Origin of the sequence: Photobacterium halotolerans DSM 18316, assembly GCF_000425165.1 — a bacterium.
Taxonomy (GTDB): Bacteria; Pseudomonadota; Gammaproteobacteria; order Enterobacterales; family Vibrionaceae; genus Photobacterium; species Photobacterium halotolerans.
Genome location: NZ_KE384322.1, coordinates 207,298 through 223,944, shown reverse-complemented (window position 1 = coordinate 223,944; position 16,647 = coordinate 207,298). Strand labels below are relative to the sequence as shown.

General features: G+C 52.8%; 21 protein-coding genes. 8 read left to right on the top strand and 13 right to left on the bottom strand.

The window, feature by feature from the left end; genetic code table 11:
- Positions 1-41: 41 nt before the first annotated feature.
- A complete protein-coding gene (gene yjgA, locus H511_RS0118805) occupies positions 42-566 on the bottom strand; it encodes a ribosome biogenesis factor YjgA (RefSeq protein WP_027253720.1) in 525 nt (174 codons plus the stop codon).
- Between the two features lie 116 nt (positions 567-682).
- Between yjgA and pmbA the strand changes: the two genes are divergently transcribed.
- Entirely contained in the window at positions 683-2,026 is a 1,344-nt protein-coding gene (pmbA, locus tag H511_RS0118800) for a metalloprotease PmbA (RefSeq protein WP_027253719.1), read from the top strand.
- A 69-nt stretch (positions 2,027-2,095) separates the two neighbouring features.
- On the opposite strand, the gene mgtE is transcribed toward pmbA, so the two are convergent.
- The 12 genes from mgtE to H511_RS0118740 form a co-directional block, all read right to left on the bottom strand.
- Positions 2,096-3,454: a magnesium transporter gene (gene mgtE, locus H511_RS0118795; RefSeq protein ID WP_027253718.1), complete on the bottom strand. Its 1,359-nt coding sequence runs from the start codon at positions 3,452-3,454 to the stop codon at positions 2,096-2,098.
- A gap of 281 nt (positions 3,455-3,735) precedes the next feature.
- Positions 3,736-4,011, bottom strand: a complete 276-nt coding sequence (locus tag H511_RS0118790; RefSeq protein ID WP_027253717.1) for an HPr family phosphocarrier protein — start codon at positions 4,009-4,011, stop codon at positions 3,736-3,738.
- A 2-nt stretch (positions 4,012-4,013) separates the two neighbouring features.
- Positions 4,014-4,877, bottom strand: coding sequence for an RNase adapter RapZ (gene rapZ / locus H511_RS0118785; protein ID WP_027253716.1), 864 nt, complete (start codon positions 4,875-4,877; stop codon positions 4,014-4,016).
- Between the two features lie 22 nt (positions 4,878-4,899).
- A complete protein-coding gene (ptsN, locus tag H511_RS0118780) occupies positions 4,900-5,352 on the bottom strand; it encodes a PTS IIA-like nitrogen regulatory protein PtsN (protein ID WP_027253715.1) in 453 nt (150 codons plus the stop codon).
- Between the two features lies 1 nt (position 5,353).
- Positions 5,354-5,641 carry a ribosome hibernation promoting factor gene (gene hpf / locus H511_RS0118775; RefSeq protein WP_027253714.1) on the bottom strand — a complete coding sequence of 96 codons (288 nt, stop codon included), beginning with the start codon at positions 5,639-5,641 and terminating at the stop codon, positions 5,354-5,356.
- Between the two features lie 28 nt (positions 5,642-5,669).
- Positions 5,670-7,112, bottom strand: coding sequence for an RNA polymerase factor sigma-54 (locus tag H511_RS0118770; protein ID WP_420835041.1), 1,443 nt, complete (start codon positions 7,110-7,112; stop codon positions 5,670-5,672).
- A 163-nt stretch (positions 7,113-7,275) separates the two neighbouring features.
- Positions 7,276-8,001 (bottom strand): LPS export ABC transporter ATP-binding protein, encoded by a 726-nt coding sequence (gene lptB, locus H511_RS0118765; RefSeq protein ID WP_027253712.1) that lies wholly within the window; start codon positions 7,999-8,001, stop codon positions 7,276-7,278.
- Between the two features lie 12 nt (positions 8,002-8,013).
- Positions 8,014-8,514: a lipopolysaccharide transport periplasmic protein LptA gene (gene lptA / locus H511_RS0118760; RefSeq protein ID WP_027253711.1), complete on the bottom strand. Its 501-nt coding sequence runs from the start codon at positions 8,512-8,514 to the stop codon at positions 8,014-8,016.
- On the bottom strand, positions 8,495-9,058 hold the full coding sequence (gene lptC, locus H511_RS0118755) for an LPS export ABC transporter periplasmic protein LptC (RefSeq protein WP_027253710.1): 564 nt from the start codon (positions 9,056-9,058) through the stop codon (positions 8,495-8,497). Before lptC ends, lptA begins: the two co-directional genes overlap by 20 nt.
- On the bottom strand, positions 9,055-9,615 hold the full coding sequence (gene kdsC, locus H511_RS0118750) for a 3-deoxy-manno-octulosonate-8-phosphatase KdsC (protein WP_027253709.1): 561 nt from the start codon (positions 9,613-9,615) through the stop codon (positions 9,055-9,057). Before kdsC ends, lptC begins: the two co-directional genes overlap by 4 nt.
- Positions 9,615-10,586, bottom strand: coding sequence for an arabinose-5-phosphate isomerase KdsD (gene kdsD / locus H511_RS0118745; RefSeq protein WP_027253708.1), 972 nt, complete (start codon positions 10,584-10,586; stop codon positions 9,615-9,617). The genes kdsC and kdsD overlap by 1 nt, the downstream gene beginning before the upstream one ends.
- 14 nt (positions 10,587-10,600) lie before the next feature.
- A complete protein-coding gene (locus tag H511_RS0118740; protein ID WP_027253707.1) occupies positions 10,601-11,569 on the bottom strand; it encodes a calcium/sodium antiporter in 969 nt (322 codons plus the stop codon).
- Positions 11,570-11,989: 420 nt separating this feature from the next.
- Between H511_RS0118740 and mlaF the strand changes: the two genes are divergently transcribed.
- From mlaF to murA, 7 genes are read left to right on the top strand one after another with little or no spacing between them, the layout of a single operon-like run.
- Positions 11,990-12,802, top strand: coding sequence for a phospholipid ABC transporter ATP-binding protein MlaF (mlaF, locus tag H511_RS0118735; protein WP_027253706.1), 813 nt, complete (start codon positions 11,990-11,992; stop codon positions 12,800-12,802).
- Between the two features lie 57 nt (positions 12,803-12,859).
- Positions 12,860-13,642, top strand: coding sequence for a lipid asymmetry maintenance ABC transporter permease subunit MlaE (gene mlaE / locus H511_RS0118730; RefSeq protein ID WP_027253705.1), 783 nt, complete (start codon positions 12,860-12,862; stop codon positions 13,640-13,642).
- Positions 13,643-13,644: 2 nt separating this feature from the next.
- Positions 13,645-14,124, top strand: a complete 480-nt coding sequence (mlaD, locus tag H511_RS0118725) for an outer membrane lipid asymmetry maintenance protein MlaD (protein WP_027253704.1) — start codon at positions 13,645-13,647, stop codon at positions 14,122-14,124.
- Between the two features lie 11 nt (positions 14,125-14,135).
- A complete protein-coding gene (mlaC, locus tag H511_RS0118720) occupies positions 14,136-14,771 on the top strand; it encodes a phospholipid-binding protein MlaC (RefSeq protein WP_027253703.1) in 636 nt (211 codons plus the stop codon).
- Positions 14,772-14,773: 2 nt separating this feature from the next.
- Complete coding sequence (locus H511_RS0118715; RefSeq protein ID WP_027253702.1) at positions 14,774-15,085, top strand: STAS domain-containing protein; 312 nt, start codon at positions 14,774-14,776, stop codon at positions 15,083-15,085.
- Between the two features lie 26 nt (positions 15,086-15,111).
- Entirely contained in the window at positions 15,112-15,366 is a 255-nt protein-coding gene (gene ibaG / locus H511_RS0118710) for a BolA family iron metabolism protein IbaG (RefSeq protein WP_027253701.1), read from the top strand.
- A gap of 10 nt (positions 15,367-15,376) precedes the next feature.
- A complete protein-coding gene (murA, locus tag H511_RS0118705; protein ID WP_027253700.1) occupies positions 15,377-16,633 on the top strand; it encodes a UDP-N-acetylglucosamine 1-carboxyvinyltransferase in 1,257 nt (418 codons plus the stop codon).
- Positions 16,634-16,647: the final 14 nt, after the last annotated feature.

Genomic DNA, 16,647 nt, shown 5'->3' with positions numbered 1-16,647 from the left:
AACGCCAGCGTTTGCTGGCATTTTTGATTAATAAGCGCTGATCAGTCTTTGATGTAGAGCGCTTTCAGTACCTGAAAGATTTCGCGGTAAGCTTTGGCCGGTTTGTTGGCGGCTTTTTCTTTGACGGCCATGCGCACCAGCTGACGCAGTTGCTGGCGGTCAGCATCCGGATGGGCTTCCATCACTTCATTGATCACGCTATCGCCGTCATCAATCATACGGTCACGCAAAGACTCCAGCTTGTGCAGCTGAGCCGTTACCTGGGCATGTTTATTATTCAGTTTGTCCAGCGCTGCCTGAATCGGCTCGATGTCAATGTTACGCATCTGCTTACCGATAAACTGCAGCTGGCGGCGATAGGCTTCCTGCTTAAATCGCTGGGCGTCTTTGATTGCCATGCGAAGCTCGTCGCTCAGCGGGATTTTTGCTAATGCTCCGGGCTTGAGCTTAACCAGCTCTTCGCCCAGCTTCTGCAGGGCTTCCATGTCACGTTTCATCTCGGATTTACTCACCCAGATGATTTCTTCTTCCTCTTCCCATGGGGCTTTTTTATTTTTACGGCTCATATCAGGCTCATGACAGACTTCAATGTCTCTATTTTATCAGTTTCAAGTTGAATTTGGGCGCATTTTAATTGCCTTGAGTGTTATCCTTAGGGAAACCGTGTAAATAAAGTATGACTATGGATGTGAAACAACAAGTCGCCCAGCAGCGTAGCGAGCTGGAACAGGCGGTCGCCCGTGCGCTTGAGCTTGCCGGTCAGCAGGCTGATGCTGCCGAAGTGGCGATTAACAAATCCACAGGGATCAGTGTCTCTACCCACTTGTGTGAGGTTGAGAATGTCGAATTTAACAGCGATGGTGCGATGGGGATTACCGTCTACCGCGGCCAGCGTAAAGGCAGTGCGTCAACCTCTGATTTGAGTGAAGCGGCGATTGCACAAACCGTGGCAGCGGCGCTGGAAATTGCACGCCACACCTCGGAAGATCCCTACGGTGGTCCGGGCCCGGCTGAGCTGATGGCCAAAAACATCCCGGATCTGGATCTGTTCTACCCGGATGAACCTGAACCGGATCATGCCGCTTCTATCGCGATTGCCGCCGAGCAGGCTGCGCTGGATGCTGACAGCCGCATCAAGCAGAGTGACGGTGCCAGCTACGACAGCCACTACGGTATCCGGGTGTACGGCAATACGCACGGTATGCTGGCCAGCTACCCGAGCAGTCGCCACAGTATCAGCTGTTGCGTGATTGCCGAGGGCAAGAATGGCGACATGGAGCGCGACTACAGCTATACCCTGGCCCGGCGTACCAGCGATTTGTGGACACCGGAGAAAGTCGGCCAGCTGGCGGCAGAACGTACCGTCAGCCGGATTGATCCGCAGAAGCTGTCTACCCGTCAGGCTCCTGTGATGTTTGCCTCCGATGTTGCGACCGGCTTGTTCGGTCATCTGGTGATGGGGATCAGCGGGTCGAATTTATACCGTAAGTCGACTTTCCTGCTGGATATGCTTGATGAGCAGATCTTCCCGTCCTGGCTCAACATCAGCGAGCGCCCGCACCTGCTGCGCGGCCTGGCCAGTACACCATTTGACAGCGAAGGCCTGGCAACCCATGACAGGGAAATCATTCAGGACGGGGTACTGAAAACCTATCTGATGACCAGCTATGCCGCCCGCAAGCTGGGGCGTCAGCCGACCGGCCATGCCGGCGGTATCCACAACTGGCAGGTATCCAGTACCGGTGAGGATTTCAATGCCATGCTGCGCAAGCTGGATACCGGGTTTCTGGTGACAGAGCTGATGGGGCAGGGCGTGAATATCGTGACCGGTGATTACTCCCGCGGCGCTGCCGGTTTCTGGGTTGAAAATGGTGTGATCCAATACCCGGTCAGTGAAGTAACCATTGCCGGAAATCTGAAAGACATGATGGCAAACATAGTGGCTATCGGGACAGACACTGAAACCCGCAGCCAGATCCAGACCGGCTCTATGCTGCTGGAATCGATGAAAATTGCCGGTGAGTAATGACACTCACAGAGTATGAGTGGCAAACAAGGTCTGGCTCGGTGCCAGACCTTTTTTGTCTTTGTATCATCAGGTGAGAAAGACGGTTGCTAAGCCGAGAAACACCGACAGGCCGATAATATCGGTAATGGTCGTTAACGCCATACCGCCTGCGAGTGCCGGGTCGATATTGAGTTTCTTGAGAATAATGGGTACCCCGACCCCCGCGATACCGGCGATCAGCAGGTTGGTCAGCATAGCACCGGCGATAATGGCGCCGAGCATCAGGTTACCTTTCCACAGAACCACTACGCCGCCTATGATCCCGGCCCACAAGAGACCGTTGATCAAACCTACCCGGGCTTCTTTACTGAGCAGCCAGCGGGTGTTGGAGTCGCCGATATGGCCGACGGCCAGACCGCGGATCACCAGGGCCACAGTCTGGTTACCGGCAACGCCACCCATGGAAGGCACGATTGTCATCAGAACGGCAATGGCGGCCATTTTATCGAGCGTGTCTTCAAACATGTTGGAGACAGAGGCGGCGGCCAGCGCGGCCAGGACATTCACGCCCAGCCAGATGCTGCGCCGGCGGGCCGATTTCATCACGGGCGCGAAGGTATCTTCATCGTCGTCCATACCGGCCATGCTCATCATAGAGTGCTCGGCATCTTCCCGGATAATATCGACCACATCATCAATGGTGATCCGGCCGACCAGCTGGTTGCCGGCATCGACCACAGGCGCAGAAAGCCAGTTACGGCGCTCAAACAAAGTGGCCACTTCACTGTCGTCCATCTCGACATTGATGGCTTCATCCGGATCGTCCATCACTTCAAGGATTTGTACGTCAGGCTGAGTGGTGATCAGCGTGGCCAGCGAGAGGTGGCCAATCAGCACATTGTGTTCGTCAACCACATAGAGCGTATCTGTGGCTTCGGGGAGTTCGCCCCGCATGCGCAGATAGCGCAGGACCACATCGGCGGTGACATCACCGCGGATGGTCACGAAGTCGGTACTCATGATACCGCCTGCGCTTTCTTCCGGATAAGCCAGTGCCAGCTCGACGCGATGGCGATCTGCGGCATCCATCTGCGCCAGTACTTCACGGAAACGGCTGTCAGGCAGGCTGCGCAGCACGTAAGCCACGTCATCGCTTTCCATGCCTTCAGTGACGGCCGCCAGTTTTTCCGGCGCCATCATGGCTACGATACCGTCTTTTACGTCTTCGGACAGTTCGTCAAGGATCTCACCCTGCTCTTCAGGATCGGTCAGTTGCCACAGGACCTGGCGCTCTTTCGGCGGACAGGCTTCAAGCAGGTGGGCGATATCCTCAGGTTCCATATCCTGCAACATTCGCCGGACGTGAACGAACATCCCTCGATCCAGGGCCTGGTTTACCTGCTGCAGTGTCTGGTGGGTTTGATCTTGCTCGAAAAGGTCCGCCATAGAGAGAACTACCTTGCTTTGTGAATACACCCGGCCTTGTTGCGACAGTGGCAGCCGGGAAATGGCGCAATAAGCTGAATATTAACGTAATAGCGCAGTCTTTGTCTCACTGGATCTGAGATCTTGCTAAGATTTCACTTGGCTGTAAGAAAGGGAGGATGAGGTTGAAAAACGGTGATTTATCGCCGGTTTCCGGGTATTTGGTCGTTGTTCGGGACGGATACAGGCAAGATAGGCTCAGTTCCCTTCAGGTAGCAGGTGATTGAGCGCCCTGACGGGTATCAGCTGTCTTCATCAAAACCGTTTTCGATCAGCGAGGCGACCGCTTCCAGCGCAACGCTGGCGTCACCCCCTTCGGCGCTGACGATGATCTTCTGGCCCTGTGCCGACTCCAGCATTAATAATCCCATCACACTGTCGGCGGTTGCAGATTTGTCTTGGTTGGTGACAGTGATAATGGCGTCAAAACTCTGTGCCAGCTCGACCAGTTTGATCGCTGCCCTGGCATGCAGGCCAAGGCGGTTTTTAATGAAGAGTTCCCGACTGACAGTATTCATGCTCAATGCTTCAGATGGCCTTGTTTTTCCAGAGTACGATGACGAACCTGAACCTGTTGCCCCCGCAGGCGGAAATAGTCCGCCAGTTGCTGGGCGACGTACACAGAGCGGTGCTGACCGCCGGTACAGCCGATGGCGACAGTGACGTAACTGCGGTTGTTTTTCTCAAGCAGAGGCAGCCAGCTTTCCAGAAAGTGCCGGATCTGGTAAATCAGCTGACTGACTTCATGGTGACTGGCCAGATAGTCCTGCACCTCAGTATCAAGGCCGGTTTGCGGCTTGAGTTCAGGTACCCAGTGGGGATTGGGCAAAAAGCGGACATCAAACACATAATCGGCATCCGTCGGTAAGCCATGCTTAAAGCCAAAGGACTCGAACACCATCACCAGCTCGCGGGCCTGACGACCCAGCACTCGGGCACGCACGGTTTCGCTCAGATCATGGATAGACAGCTGAGTGGTGTCCAGCACCAGATCGGCGGCTTCCTTCAGGTTTGCCAGCCAGGCGCTTTCGGCCTGAATCGCTTCTTCCAGGCTCATGTTCTGCCGTGAGAGCGGATGCAATCGCCGGGTTTCGCTGTAGCGTTTGACCAGGGTGTTGTCATCGGCATCAAGAAACAGCAGGTTGACGTCAGCCTGCTGGCGGACGGCTTCCAGTGCTGAGCGGGTGATATCATGATCAGCCGGCATATTGCGGACATCAACGCTGACCGCAACATTCTGGGTATGAGGATCCAGGGTTTGGATAAGATCAGAAAGCAGATGTACCGGCAGATTATCGACACAGTAATAGCCAAGATCTTCCAGTACCCTGAGAGCCACTGATTTACCTGAGCCTGAGCGGCCGCTGACTATCATCAATTTCATGACAAACCCTTCCTGATGACTGTTATGACGGCGCTGAGGTCATGATCTGGTACAGCTCTTCATCGCTTTTCGCTGCCCTGAGCTGTTTGAGAACCGCTTTATCACTGAGCTTTTCTGCCATGCTGGACAGCGTCTTCAGGTGTTCTTTGCACTGGGCATCCGGCACCAGAAGCGCAAAAAGCAGATCGACGGGTTGATTGTCAATCGCATCGAACTGGATGGGCTGCTGACATTGGATCAGCACCGCAATCGCTTGTTCGCTGTCGGTGACACGACCATGGGGAATGGCAATACCATTACCAATACCGGTACTCCCCATCTTTTCACGGTTGAGCATACACTCAAACAGTGGCTGAGGGTTCTGGTTTAAATGTTGGCCAGCAATTTCGCTGATGATTTCCAGCGCACGTTTTTTACTGGAGCAGTGGACTGCACTCTTGGTGCAGTCCAGGCTTAATACTCGACTCAGTTGCATGCTAATGACTATTGAGTTTGTCTTTATGTTTGTTCAGTTGACGGACCAGTTTATCAGTTAATTGATCAATTGCCGCATACATATTTTCAGAATCTGCTTTCGCGTGGATTTCTCCGGCGTTAATGTGCAGTGTCGCCTCGGCAATCTGCTGCATTTTTTCTACATTCAGTACAACATGGACGTTATTAATTTTGTCGAAAAAGCGCTCCAGCTTATCGAACTTTGTTGTCACATACTCACGCAGAGCAGGGGTAATTTCAATGTGGTGACCAGTGAGATTAATTTGCATAGACATCTTCCTCCTTAATCGCCGGCAATCAGAGCAGGCGCTTTCTTTGGCTTGATGGCGGGATACCCAGCGATTCACGGTATTTGGCTATGGTACGTCTAGCCACCATGATGCCTTGATCCGCCAGTAATGTCGCAATTTTGCTATCACTCAAGGGTTTGGCCTGATTTTCGGCCGCAACCAATTTCTTCACCAGCGCGCGAATAGCGGTGGAGGAGCATTCTCCGCCGTTATCCGTACTGACATGGCTTGAGAAGAAGTACTTCAACTCAAAAATACCGCGTGGGGTATGCATAAATTTCTGGGTGGTCACCCGGGAGATCGTTGACTCGTGCATTTCAACGGCCAGGGCAATATCGTTGAGGACCATAGGTTTCATGGCTTCCTCACCGTATTCAAAAAAATCTTGCTGATGTTCCACAATACAGCGCGCCACTTTCAGCAGGGTATCGTTGCGGCTCTCCAGGCTTTTGATCAGCCATTTGGCATCCTGAAGATGGCTACGGATAAACTGGCTGTCGGCACTGTTGCGCGTTTGTTTGCTCATCGCCGCGTACTGTTCGTTGACGCGAAGGCGCGGCACGCTGTCCGGGTTGATAGTCACCACCCATTTGCCTTTGTCTTTGAACACTGAAACGTCAGGAATGACATACTCGGTTTCCGAGGCCACCACGCGGTTGCCCGGGCGGGGCTCCAGCGTGTGGATCAGCGCCATGACATTTTTCAGCTCATCTTCTTTGAGCTTAGTGTCGCGCATCAGCTGGCGATAGTCACGGTTGCCCAGCAAATCCAGGTGCTCAATCAGCACCATTTTCGCTTCGTTCAGCCAGGGCGTGTCTTCCGGATAGGTGGCCAGTTGCAGCAGCAGGCACTCGCGCAGATCGCGCGATGCCACGCCCAGCGGATCAAATTGCTGGACGCGTTTGAGGACGGCTTCGACTTCATCAAGTTCGACGTTTTCATCGCCCATGCTTTCCAGAATATCGTCGCAGGTGCTGGTGAGATAGCCTTTTTCATCCACGGCATCAATGATGGCAAAAGCAATGGCGCGGTCGGTGTCGCTGAACGGCGTCAGCTCCAGCTGCCACATCAGGTAATCCTGCAGGGTTTCTGTGGTCTCACCCTGATAGACAGGCATGTCGTCATCCGGCGCAATCCCGGCACTGCCGGTACCGGCACTGTAGACATCGTCCCAGGTGGTATCAACGGGCAGTTCGGCCGGCATTTCCCGCTGTTCTATAACATCGGAAGTATCAAAGGAATCGTTGCTGATGTCCTCGTATTGTTCAGCGGCATCGTTTTTGCCGTCGGCGTGGATGTCATCAGCATCAGACGACGGGGTGTCGCCATCCGGGTGGCTTTCGTCAAGCTCCAGCAGGGGGTTGGCATCTAAGGCCTCCTGGATTTCCTGTTGCAGATCCAGGGTAGAAAGTTGCAGCAGACGAATGGCCTGTTGCAGTTGCGGCGTCATTGCCAATTGTTGGCCAAGCTTGAGCTGGAGCGAAGTTTTCATGCGTGTACAGACACCTTGTGATTATTGTATGAATCGCTTGTTTTGGGGTCTTTAGGCCAGTCGAATCAAAACCTTCGACCAGCCTTGGCAGCTTACCTCGGTTGTGTCCTTTTATCTATAACTATAGACGGAACTGGTCTCCCAGATAGACGCGTTTCACATGCTCGTCATTGAGGACATCAGACGGTGTGCCGTGAGCAATCAGCTGTCCCTGGCTGACGATGTAAGCGTGCTCACAGACGTCCAGCGTTTCCCGTACGTTGTGATCTGTGATTAACACGCCCAGGCCGCGATCTCTGAGGTGTTCGATGATCTTCTTGATATCGATCACTGAGATAGGGTCAACCCCGGCAAACGGTTCATCCAGCAGAATAAACTTAGGATTTGCCGCCAGTGCGCGGGCGATCTCAACCCGGCGCCGCTCACCGCCTGACAATGCCATACCCTGACTGTTGCGGATATGCTGGATATGGAACTCATCCAGCAGTTCCTCAAGCTTGTCCTGGCGTTCGGCTTTGCTCAGATCTGAGCGGGTTTGCAGCACCGCCATCAGGTTGTCATGCACACTCAGCTTGCGGAAGATAGAGGCTTCCTGCGGCAGATAACCAATTCCCATCCGGGCGCGGTTATGCATGGGTTGCAGGCTGATGTCATGGCCGTCAATGGTGATCTGGCCTTCATCACGGGCAACCAGACCAACAATCATATAAAACGACGTGGTTTTGCCGGCACCGTTCGGGCCAAGCAGACCGACAATCTTGCCGGACTCCACTTCCAGGCTGACATCGGAAACAACTTTGCGGCCGTTGTAGCTTTTCGCCAGATGGGTTGCGGTTAACTTTGACATTCGTTCTCTTATTTATTGTTTTTGTTTGATCTGATTCGGCTGCAGTATGGTGGTCACGCGCTGCTGATCACCACTGGTCGCAACCAGTTTCTGCTCATCAATCTTGTAACTGATGGTTTTGCCTTTAATTTCGCTGCCTTCCTGAACCAGTACGGCTTTGTCTGTCATCTTGAGGAATTCGCTTGCCGTTTCATAGCGCATCTGCATGGCAGAGCCGTTGATTGGCTTGCCGTCATCCATCTTCTGATAAAACGTGGCCGGTGATCCATAGGCATCGATCGTCTGCTGATCGCCATTCTGAGTCTGGCGAGTGACAATGATTTTGTCGGCACGGATATCAATACTGCCCTGACGCAGCGAGACGTTGCCGGTAAAGGTCACCACATTTTTCTGGATGTCCAGTTCCTGGCTGTCCGAGTTGATATATATCGGCTGCTCGGTATCGTTGCTTAATGCCCAGCCAGAGGTGCTGACTACCAGGCACAGCAGGGCGCTAATTTTGCAAAGCTTCATATCTACCTTTTACATTATTCATCAGGGTCGCCACACTGCGTTCCATGTTCCCTTTCATCCCAATGCCTTCGTTCTGAAAGGCACTGCCGGTAATAGTGACCGGATCGGGGGTGTCGAAATCTTTGCTGATTAAATCTAATCGCAGTGTATCTGTTTTTATCGCATCAATGGCGGAGTCAGGTAACAGATTGAAGATCCGCACATTACCAGACATCTGCAGAATGTGTTCTTTATCTAGTGTGGCGTGATTTGCACTGATGCGCCATTCACTTTCTTTACCCTCTTTGTAGACCCAGATCACAGGCTGCTTGAATTCGGTATTACCACTGAGGTTGAAATACTCCAGCGTGTCTGATTCGATGCGGTAGCTGCGAATGCCCGCCTCGTTGTACGAGGTGTTTTTTACCCCGGTACCGGTAAAGATCGGCTTTTCGTTATCCGGCGCGGTCAGCGTGTCCTGCTGCCAGTGCTTTTGCAGCAGGTAGTAACCGGTCCATGCACACAGTATGACCAGCAGCGCACAGAGTAACCGGTTTAACGTCATATACTCAGACCCTTATGCTGATCCAGTTCGCCGCGCGCCTCAAGGATCAGATCGCAGACTTCGCGTACCGCGCCATAGCCGCCTTTGGTGCGGGTGGTCAGGCTGGCACGCTGTGACAGCAGCGGGTGGCCGTCGGCGACGCAAACGGACAGTCCCACTTCGGCCATCACAGGCCAGTCAATGAGATCATCGCCGATATAGGCCGTATACTCAGCGGCAATACCCAGTTTATCGACAATATCCTGATAAGCGGCCAGTTTGTTGTCCTGACCCTGATAGATATGTCTGATACCCAGCGCTGACATACGGTTTTCAACAATCTGCGAGCGGCGGCCTGTGATAATGGCCACTTCGACCCCGCCGGCCATCAGGGACTTAATGCCATAGCCGTCGCGGGTATGAAAGGTTTTCAGCTCTTCGCCGTTGTTACCCATGTAAATACGGCCGTCGGAAAATACGCCATCAACATCGCAGATCAGCAGGCGTATGTCTTTCGCCAGCTGAAAAAGGTGCTGCGGGACCGGGCCGTACAGGGTGGATTGCATTTGTGTTGTCATTACATTACTCCGGCTCTGAGCAGATCATGCATATTCAGAGCGCCTACCAGCTGTTGGTCATCGACAACCAGCAGGCCGTTAATTTTTCGTTCTTCCATCAGTTTAAGTCCTTCGGCGGCCAGTACCTGCGAGGAAATGGTCGCCGGATTCGCAGACATGACTTCACCAATCCGTGTCTGATGGATATCAATGCGTTTATCGAGCAAGCGGCGAAGGTCACCATCGGTGAAAATGCCACTTAGCTTTTGATTATCGTCAACAATGGCCGTCATCCCCAGCCCCTGGCGGGAGACTTCGAGCAGGGCATCTTTTATGCTGGCATCCTGATGGATCACGGGCAGACGCTCGCCGCTGTGCATCACATCGGCAATACGCAGCAGCAACTTACGACCCAGCGCGCCGCCGGGATGGGAGAGGGCAAAATCGTCAGCAGTAAAACCGCGCGCTTCCATCAGGGCAATGGCCAGCGCATCCCCCATGGCCAGAGTGGCCGTGGTACTGGAGGTGGGGGCCAGGTTGAGCGGGCAGGCTTCCTGGTTGACTGTGATTTGCAAATGCACCTGGGCCAGCCGCGCCATGGTGGATTCGGGCTTGCCCGTCATGCTGATTAAAGCAATACCCTGGCGTTTAATCACGGGCAAGAGTGTCAGGATTTCACCGGCTTCACCGGAATTGGAAATGGCCAGCACGATATCACGCTTATCCAGCATGCCCAGATCGCCGTGACTGGCTTCTCCGGGATGGACAAAAAATGCCGGCGTGCCGGTGCTGGCAAGGGTGGCGGCAATCTTACAGCCGATATGGCCGGATTTGCCCATCCCCATGACGATCACTTTTCCCTGACAGCGGCTGATGAGCTGACAGGCTTCACTGAAACTGCCATTGATGTATTGGGACAGGCCTCTGAGGGCTTCCGCTTCAATGTCAATCACACGCCGGCCAATCCGGCCGTAGTCAAAGGAATCAGGCATAGTTTCGCTCTCGGTTAAGCCGCCATATTATAAAGCAGATAGCTCTGATAGGCGACAAAGCATAAAATCAGAATCAGGCCTTCCAGGCGGTTGATACGACGGCGTTTACCCAGCGCCATCAGCACCAGCAGGACAGAGATGCCCAGCATGACGTAAAAGTCACGACCCATCGCCAGCGGACTGATCACCGAAGGGTTGAGCAGGCCAGGCAGTCCCATCACAGCCAGGATATTGAAGACATTGGAACCTATGATGTTACCCACAGCCATGTCGTCTTCGCCTTTGTGGATGCTGGCAATCGAGGCGGCCAGTTCCGGCAGGCTGGTACCGACGGCAATAATCGTCAGGCCGATAACCAGATCGCTCATGCCGAAGTATTTGGCAATCGTCACGGCAGAATCAACCAGCATGTTGGCCGCATAAGGCAGCAATAGCAATCCAATCACAATCCATACGGACGCCGCCATATTGCTGACGCCCTGGGGAATTTCAGATTCCTGCTCTTCCAGCAGTATGTCCTGAGCACCATTATTCCCGCTGCGGCTGATTTTCAGCATCGCCAGAATAAAAATAACAAACAGAACAACCAGTAAGACGCCTTCAAAAAAGCCTAAATAACTGTCCCACAGCAATATACCGGCAATCAGTGTGACCACCATCATCAGCGGGAGTTCACGGCGAATGATGCCGGAACTGATGGATAATGGCTTGATAAGGGCGGTTAAACCCAGGATTAACGCAATATTTGCAATGTTTGAACCCAGCACGTTACCAACGGCGGTATCGGTTTTTCCTGCCAGCGCGGCAGTGGCAGAGACCATCATTTCCGGGGCGGAGGAGCCCATTGCCAATATGGTCATACCGATAATGAGCGGGGCCACCCCTAAATTCCTTGCTAAAGCAGCTGCTCCAAAAACAAGTCGATCCGCACTCCATACCAGTAACGCAAGTCCGATACCGAGTAACAAGATGGCTTCAAGCATTATTAACCCTTATAGATTTTTCAGTGAGCTGGTTTTTAAGGGGGTAATTTTGACGTTTCACTGACGAAAATGGAAGGAAAAGCCGAGAGTATTTGTTTTCGGTGCTGTGATCTTTATATGGGAAACAGACCACTGGTGTAAAGTGAGCGTGTTTGTGGCACTCAATACACAGTGGGATTGGTTTCATTCAGGACTTTTATGTTATAAAAAACAAGGTTCATAACCTGAGCCGGGTCTGTGCTATCCGGGTGACGGCAAAGAACGAAAAATCACAGCGAGCTGACAGGTATTACCTTGAGTTGGTCAGGGAATCTACCTATGATCAACCACATGCAATATAACTAATTAATTACATTCAATTATGCTTGTATCAGGGTGCATTCCGGATGAATCACGGATGCAAGGGTATTTAGGAAGGTTATGACAGCAACCGAAGCGCTAATTCGAATTAACAACCTGACGTTTTCCCGGGGCAAACGCAAAATCTTCGATGATGTGTCACTGGAGGTGCCGAAGGGCAAGATCACTGCCATCATGGGGCCGTCCGGCATTGGTAAAACGACCCTGCTTCGTCTGATTGGCGGGCAGATTATGCCGGATCAGGGGGAAATTTGGTTTGACGATAAAAATATCCCGGCCTTATCGCGCAGTGACTTGTACCGGGCGCGTAAGCGGATGAGTATGCTCTTTCAGTCCGGCGCGCTCTTTACCGACATGACAGTTTTTGACAATGTGGCGTTTCCTTTGCGCGAGCACACCGCTCTGCCTGAGGATTTGCTGCATACCTTAGTGCTGCTCAAACTGGAAGCCGTCGGGTTACGGGGGGCGGCGAATTTAATGCCCAATGAACTGTCCGGTGGTATGGCACGTCGCGCAGCGCTGGCAAGAGCGATAGCACTGGATCCCGACCTCATCATGTATGACGAGCCTTTTGTCGGGCAGGATCCCATTACCATGGGAGTACTGGTCAAGCTGATCCACAGCCTGAATCAGGCCCTGAGTATTACCTCGGTTATCGTGTCGCACGATGTGCCCGAAGTGATGAGTATTGCCGATCAAGTGTATTTGCTGTCAGGTGGCAAAATCATTGGCAGCGGTACTCCGGATGAACTGAACGCCAATCCCGATGAAAGGGTTCGTCAGTTTCTCGATGGAAACGCTGACGGTCCCGTGCCGTTCAAATTCCCTGCACCGGCACTGGAGCAGGATCTTTTCAGTCGGTTCTCGTCGTAACTGCTCACTCGCGCTGAGTCAGTGAGTTATCGCGAATAAGAAAGGTAATTCCATATTATGTTAACGGATTTTATCGTGCAGCTGGGACACAGTACGCTGTCCAGCTGCCGCACCATGGGGCGGGCAACCTTGCTGTTATCCGGCGCACTGGTGAGTAAACCGCAACCTGCCAAAATGTTTCCATTGCTGTTAAAGCAGTTGTATTCCGTTGGGGTGCTCTCGGTAGCTATCATAATGGTGTCAGGCTTATTTATCGGTATGGTACTGAGTCTGCAGGGGTTTATTGTGCTGGTGGATTTCGGTGCAGAAACCAGTCTGGGCCAGATGGTGGCACTGTCGCTGTTACGGGAACTGGGGCCTGTGGTCACCGCCCTGCTGTTTGCCGGTCGGGCCGGCTCGGCCTTAACCGCTGAAATCGGCTTGATGAAAGCCACTGAGCAGATTTCCAGCATGGAAATGATGGCGGTCGATCCGCTTCGCCGTGTGGTCGCGCCCCGTTTCTGGGCGGGCGTTATTTCGATGCCGCTGCTGACAATGCTTTTTATTGCGGTTGGCATCTGGGGCGGCCAGCTGGTGGGGGTGAACTGGAAAGGCATTGATTACGGCAGTTTCTGGTCAGTGATGCAGTCATCGGTAGAGCTGGGCTATGACATAGGCAACAGCCTGATTAAGTCGCTGTGCTTTGCCGTCACTGTCACCTGGATTGCCGTTTTTAATGGCTTTGATGCCGTACCAACATCAGAAGGCATCAGCCGGGCAACCACCCGGACAGTGGTGAATTCTTCATTGGCGGTATTAGGTTTAGATTTTGTGCTGACAGCACTCATGTTTGGGAATTAATCATGCAACAGAACAGGCAATTAGAACTTTGGGTCGGCAGCTTCGTGTTAGCAGGTATTGTGGCGCTGCTGGTGCTGGTATTCCAAGTGGCGGATGTGAAAAGCTTCGGTAATTCTGAATCTTACGACCTGAAGGCGCGGTTTGATAATATTGGCGGGCTGAAAGTCCGTTCACCGGTCAAAGTGGGGGGAGTGACCATTGGCACGGTAAGCAATATCACCCTGGATACAGAGTCTTATGTCCCCGTAGTGACACTCGCCATTGAGAAGAAATACGGTTACTTTCCAGAAACCAGTTCCGCTGCCATCCTTACTTCAGGCTTACTGGGCGAGCAGTATCTCGGGTTGTCGCCGGGCTTTGTCGACGAAGGTATCCTGATGCTGGATGACGGTGACTTCATCGAAGACACCAAATCGGCGCTGGTGCTGGAAGATATGATTGGCCAGGTGCTGTACAGCATAGGCAACGACGGCGAAAAATAAGGAAGAGAACAATGAAATTTTTGAAGATTTTATGCCTTACGATAGCGTGTTTACCGCTCTTTGCCGGCGCCGCTACCGTAGATAAAACCGACCCCTATAAAATGATGCAGGTGGTGTCGCAGCAGACATTTGCCCGTCTTAAGTCCGAGCAGACCCAGATTCAGCGTAATCCTGACTATTTACGCACTGTGGTCCGTCAGGAACTGCTGCCTTATATCAACACCCGTTATGCCGCTTATAAAGTGCTTGGGCCGCAGTTGAAGCAGACAACCAAAGAGCAACGCAATAACTTTGTGAATGCATTTACCGATTATCTGGTCGCCTCTTATGCCCAGGTGCTGACTCAGTACAAAGATCAGGAGATCCGGATGGAACCGGCTAAGTCAGTACCGGCCAGCAGCTCTATCGTGTCTATTCGTGTTGATATCTTAGATACGCAGCGCCCGCCCATTCGTCTGGATTTCAAACTGCGTAAGAATAAGCAGACCAATGAGTGGCAAGGATACGATATGGTGGCCGAAGGGGTAAGCATGATTTCAACCAAACAAAGTGAATGGAGCGGGCAGCTGCGCACGCAGGGTGTCGACAAGGTCACGCAGGATTTGCGTGCTCTGGCGGCTAAGCCAATCAAACCTGAGGAAAAATGACCATGGGGAATCCCGCCGTCCATTGGCAGGTGCAGGAAAATGGCCATTACCGCTTGTCAGGAGTGCTGGAACGTGACACAGTGCCAGCCTTTTGGCAGCAAAGACGTGAATGGATGCCACAAGATGCTAAGGTCACGATCGAACTGTCTGAGCTGTCTCGGGTAGACTCTGCGGGTATGGTTATGCTGCTGCACTTGCACCGGGAACTCACTCAGGCAGGACGTCATCTGGTGTTGCAAGGCGTGCCGCAACAATTGTTAACCCTGCTTCGCCTCAGTCATGTCGACACTGTGCTGGCTGCCTGTATGGAATGATCAACAGCTCAAGTAGAGGATAGCTTGTGGAAATATCTGAAATTAAACAAATTCTTGAAAATGCGTTGGAGCTGGATGAAGTCATAGTGAATGGCGAAGGCAGCCACTATCAGGTGATTGCTGTCGGTGCAATGTTTGACGGCATGAGCCGTGTGAAAAAACAGCAGGCAGTCTATGCACCTTTGATGTCGCATATTGCCAGTAATGCCATCCATGCCTTGTCAATTAAAGCCTACACTCCTGAAGAGTGGGCGCGTGACAAGAAGCTGATGTCTTTGTAAGAGATAACCAATGCAGAAGTTTCGAATTCAGGGCAATGGCCCACTCCGCGGTGAAGTCGCGATTTCGGGCGCAAAAAATGCTGCCCTGCCAATTTTGTTTGCTTCACTGCTGGCAGAAGAGCCGGTTGAAGTCGGTAATGTGCCTAAGTTGCGTGATATTGACACCACCATGGAGCTACTGAGCCGTTTGGGTGCAAAAGTGGAGCGTAATGGCTCTGTGTATGTCGATGCCAGCAATATCAGTGAATATTGCGCCCCTTACGATTTGGTGAAAACCATGCGCGCCTCAATTTGGGCGCTCGGGCCTCTGGTTGCCCGCTTCGGCAAGGGCCAGGTGTCGCTGCCGGGTGGCTGCGCGATCGGTGCCCGTCCGGTTGATTTGCACATTCATGGCCTGGAACAACTGGGGGCGACTATTACCCTGGAAGAAGGCTATGTGAAAGCCGAAGTGGCGGGCCGTCTGCAAGGCGCTCACATAGTGATGGATAAAGTCAGCGTTGGCGCGACTGTGACTATCATGTCGGCGGCAACGCTGGCACAAGGCAAAACCGTGATTGAGAATGCCGCCCGTGAGCCGGAAATTGTCGATACTGCCGATTTCCTCAATACCCTGGGGGCGAAAATCACGGGTGCCGGCACAGATACTATCGTTATCGAAGGTGTTGAGCGTCTGGGCGGTGGGTATCATGAGGTGCTGCCGGATCGCATTGAAACCGGTACTTTCCTGGTCGCTGCGGCGATTTCTGGCGGAAAAGTGGTGTGTCGTAACACCCGTCCGTCGCTACTCGAAGCCGCCCTGGCGAAACTGGAAGAATCCGGTGCTTTGATTGAGACCGGCGACGATTGGATCAGTCTGGACATGACGGGGCGCGAGCTGAGCGCAGTCAATATCCGCACTGCGCCACATCCTGGTTTCCCGACCGATATGCAGGCCCAGTTTTCTTTGCTGAATCTGGTCGCCAAAGGTACCGGTATTATTACCGAAACGATTTTCGAGAACCGTTTCATGCACATTCCTGAGCTCATCCGTATGGGCGCACATGCTGAAATCGAAGGTAACACTGTGATTTGCGGTGATACTGACGGCTTGAGCGGTGCTCAGGTAATGGCAACCGATCTGCGTGCCTCAGCCAGCCTGGTGATCGCCGGCAACATTGCTAAAGGTGAGACGATAGTTGATCGTATTTATCACATTGACCGTGGCTACGAGCATATCGAAGAGAAGCTGCGTGGTCTGGGCATGAAGATTGAGCGCTTCAGCGAGTAAGCTGGCAAAGTAAC

Bases quoted from the DNA above. Each gene is read 5' to 3' on its own strand.
- H511_RS0118770 (WP_420835041.1), bottom strand. From the start codon at position 7,112: ATGACGCCGCAACTGCAACAGGCCATTCGTCTGCTGCAACTTTCTACC.
- H511_RS0118715 (WP_027253702.1), top strand. From the start codon at position 14,774: ATGGGGAATCCCGCCGTCCATTGGCAGGTGCAGGAAAATGGCCATTAC.
- pmbA (WP_027253719.1), top strand. From the start codon at position 683: ATGGATGTGAAACAACAAGTCGCCCAGCAGCGTAGCGAGCTGGAACAG.
- kdsC (WP_027253709.1), bottom strand. From the start codon at position 9,615: ATGACAACACAAATGCAATCCACCCTGTACGGCCCGGTCCCGCAGCAC.
- mlaE (WP_027253705.1), top strand. From the start codon at position 12,860: ATGTTAACGGATTTTATCGTGCAGCTGGGACACAGTACGCTGTCCAGC.
- mgtE (WP_027253718.1), bottom strand. From the start codon at position 3,454: ATGGCGGACCTTTTCGAGCAAGATCAAACCCACCAGACACTGCAGCAG.
- ptsN (WP_027253715.1), bottom strand. From the start codon at position 5,352: ATGCAACTGAGTCGAGTATTAAGCCTGGACTGCACCAAGAGTGCAGTC.
- lptC (WP_027253710.1), bottom strand. From the start codon at position 9,058: ATGACGTTAAACCGGTTACTCTGTGCGCTGCTGGTCATACTGTGTGCA.
- rapZ (WP_027253716.1), bottom strand. From the start codon at position 4,877: ATGAAATTGATGATAGTCAGCGGCCGCTCAGGCTCAGGTAAATCAGTG.
- mlaF (WP_027253706.1), top strand. From the start codon at position 11,990: ATGACAGCAACCGAAGCGCTAATTCGAATTAACAACCTGACGTTTTCC.
- H511_RS0118740 (WP_027253707.1), bottom strand. From the start codon at position 11,569: ATGCTTGAAGCCATCTTGTTACTCGGTATCGGACTTGCGTTACTGGTA.
- H511_RS0118790 (WP_027253717.1), bottom strand. From the start codon at position 4,011: ATGAATACTGTCAGTCGGGAACTCTTCATTAAAAACCGCCTTGGCCTG.
- kdsD (WP_027253708.1), bottom strand. From the start codon at position 10,586: ATGCCTGATTCCTTTGACTACGGCCGGATTGGCCGGCGTGTGATTGAC.
- hpf (WP_027253714.1), bottom strand. From the start codon at position 5,641: ATGCAAATTAATCTCACTGGTCACCACATTGAAATTACCCCTGCTCTG.
- mlaD (WP_027253704.1), top strand. From the start codon at position 13,645: ATGCAACAGAACAGGCAATTAGAACTTTGGGTCGGCAGCTTCGTGTTA.
- yjgA (WP_027253720.1), bottom strand. From the start codon at position 566: ATGAGCCGTAAAAATAAAAAAGCCCCATGGGAAGAGGAAGAAGAAATC.
- lptB (WP_027253712.1), bottom strand. From the start codon at position 8,001: ATGTCAAAGTTAACCGCAACCCATCTGGCGAAAAGCTACAACGGCCGC.
- lptA (WP_027253711.1), bottom strand. From the start codon at position 8,514: ATGAAGCTTTGCAAAATTAGCGCCCTGCTGTGCCTGGTAGTCAGCACC.
- murA (WP_027253700.1), top strand. From the start codon at position 15,377: ATGCAGAAGTTTCGAATTCAGGGCAATGGCCCACTCCGCGGTGAAGTC.
- mlaC (WP_027253703.1), top strand. From the start codon at position 14,136: ATGAAATTTTTGAAGATTTTATGCCTTACGATAGCGTGTTTACCGCTC.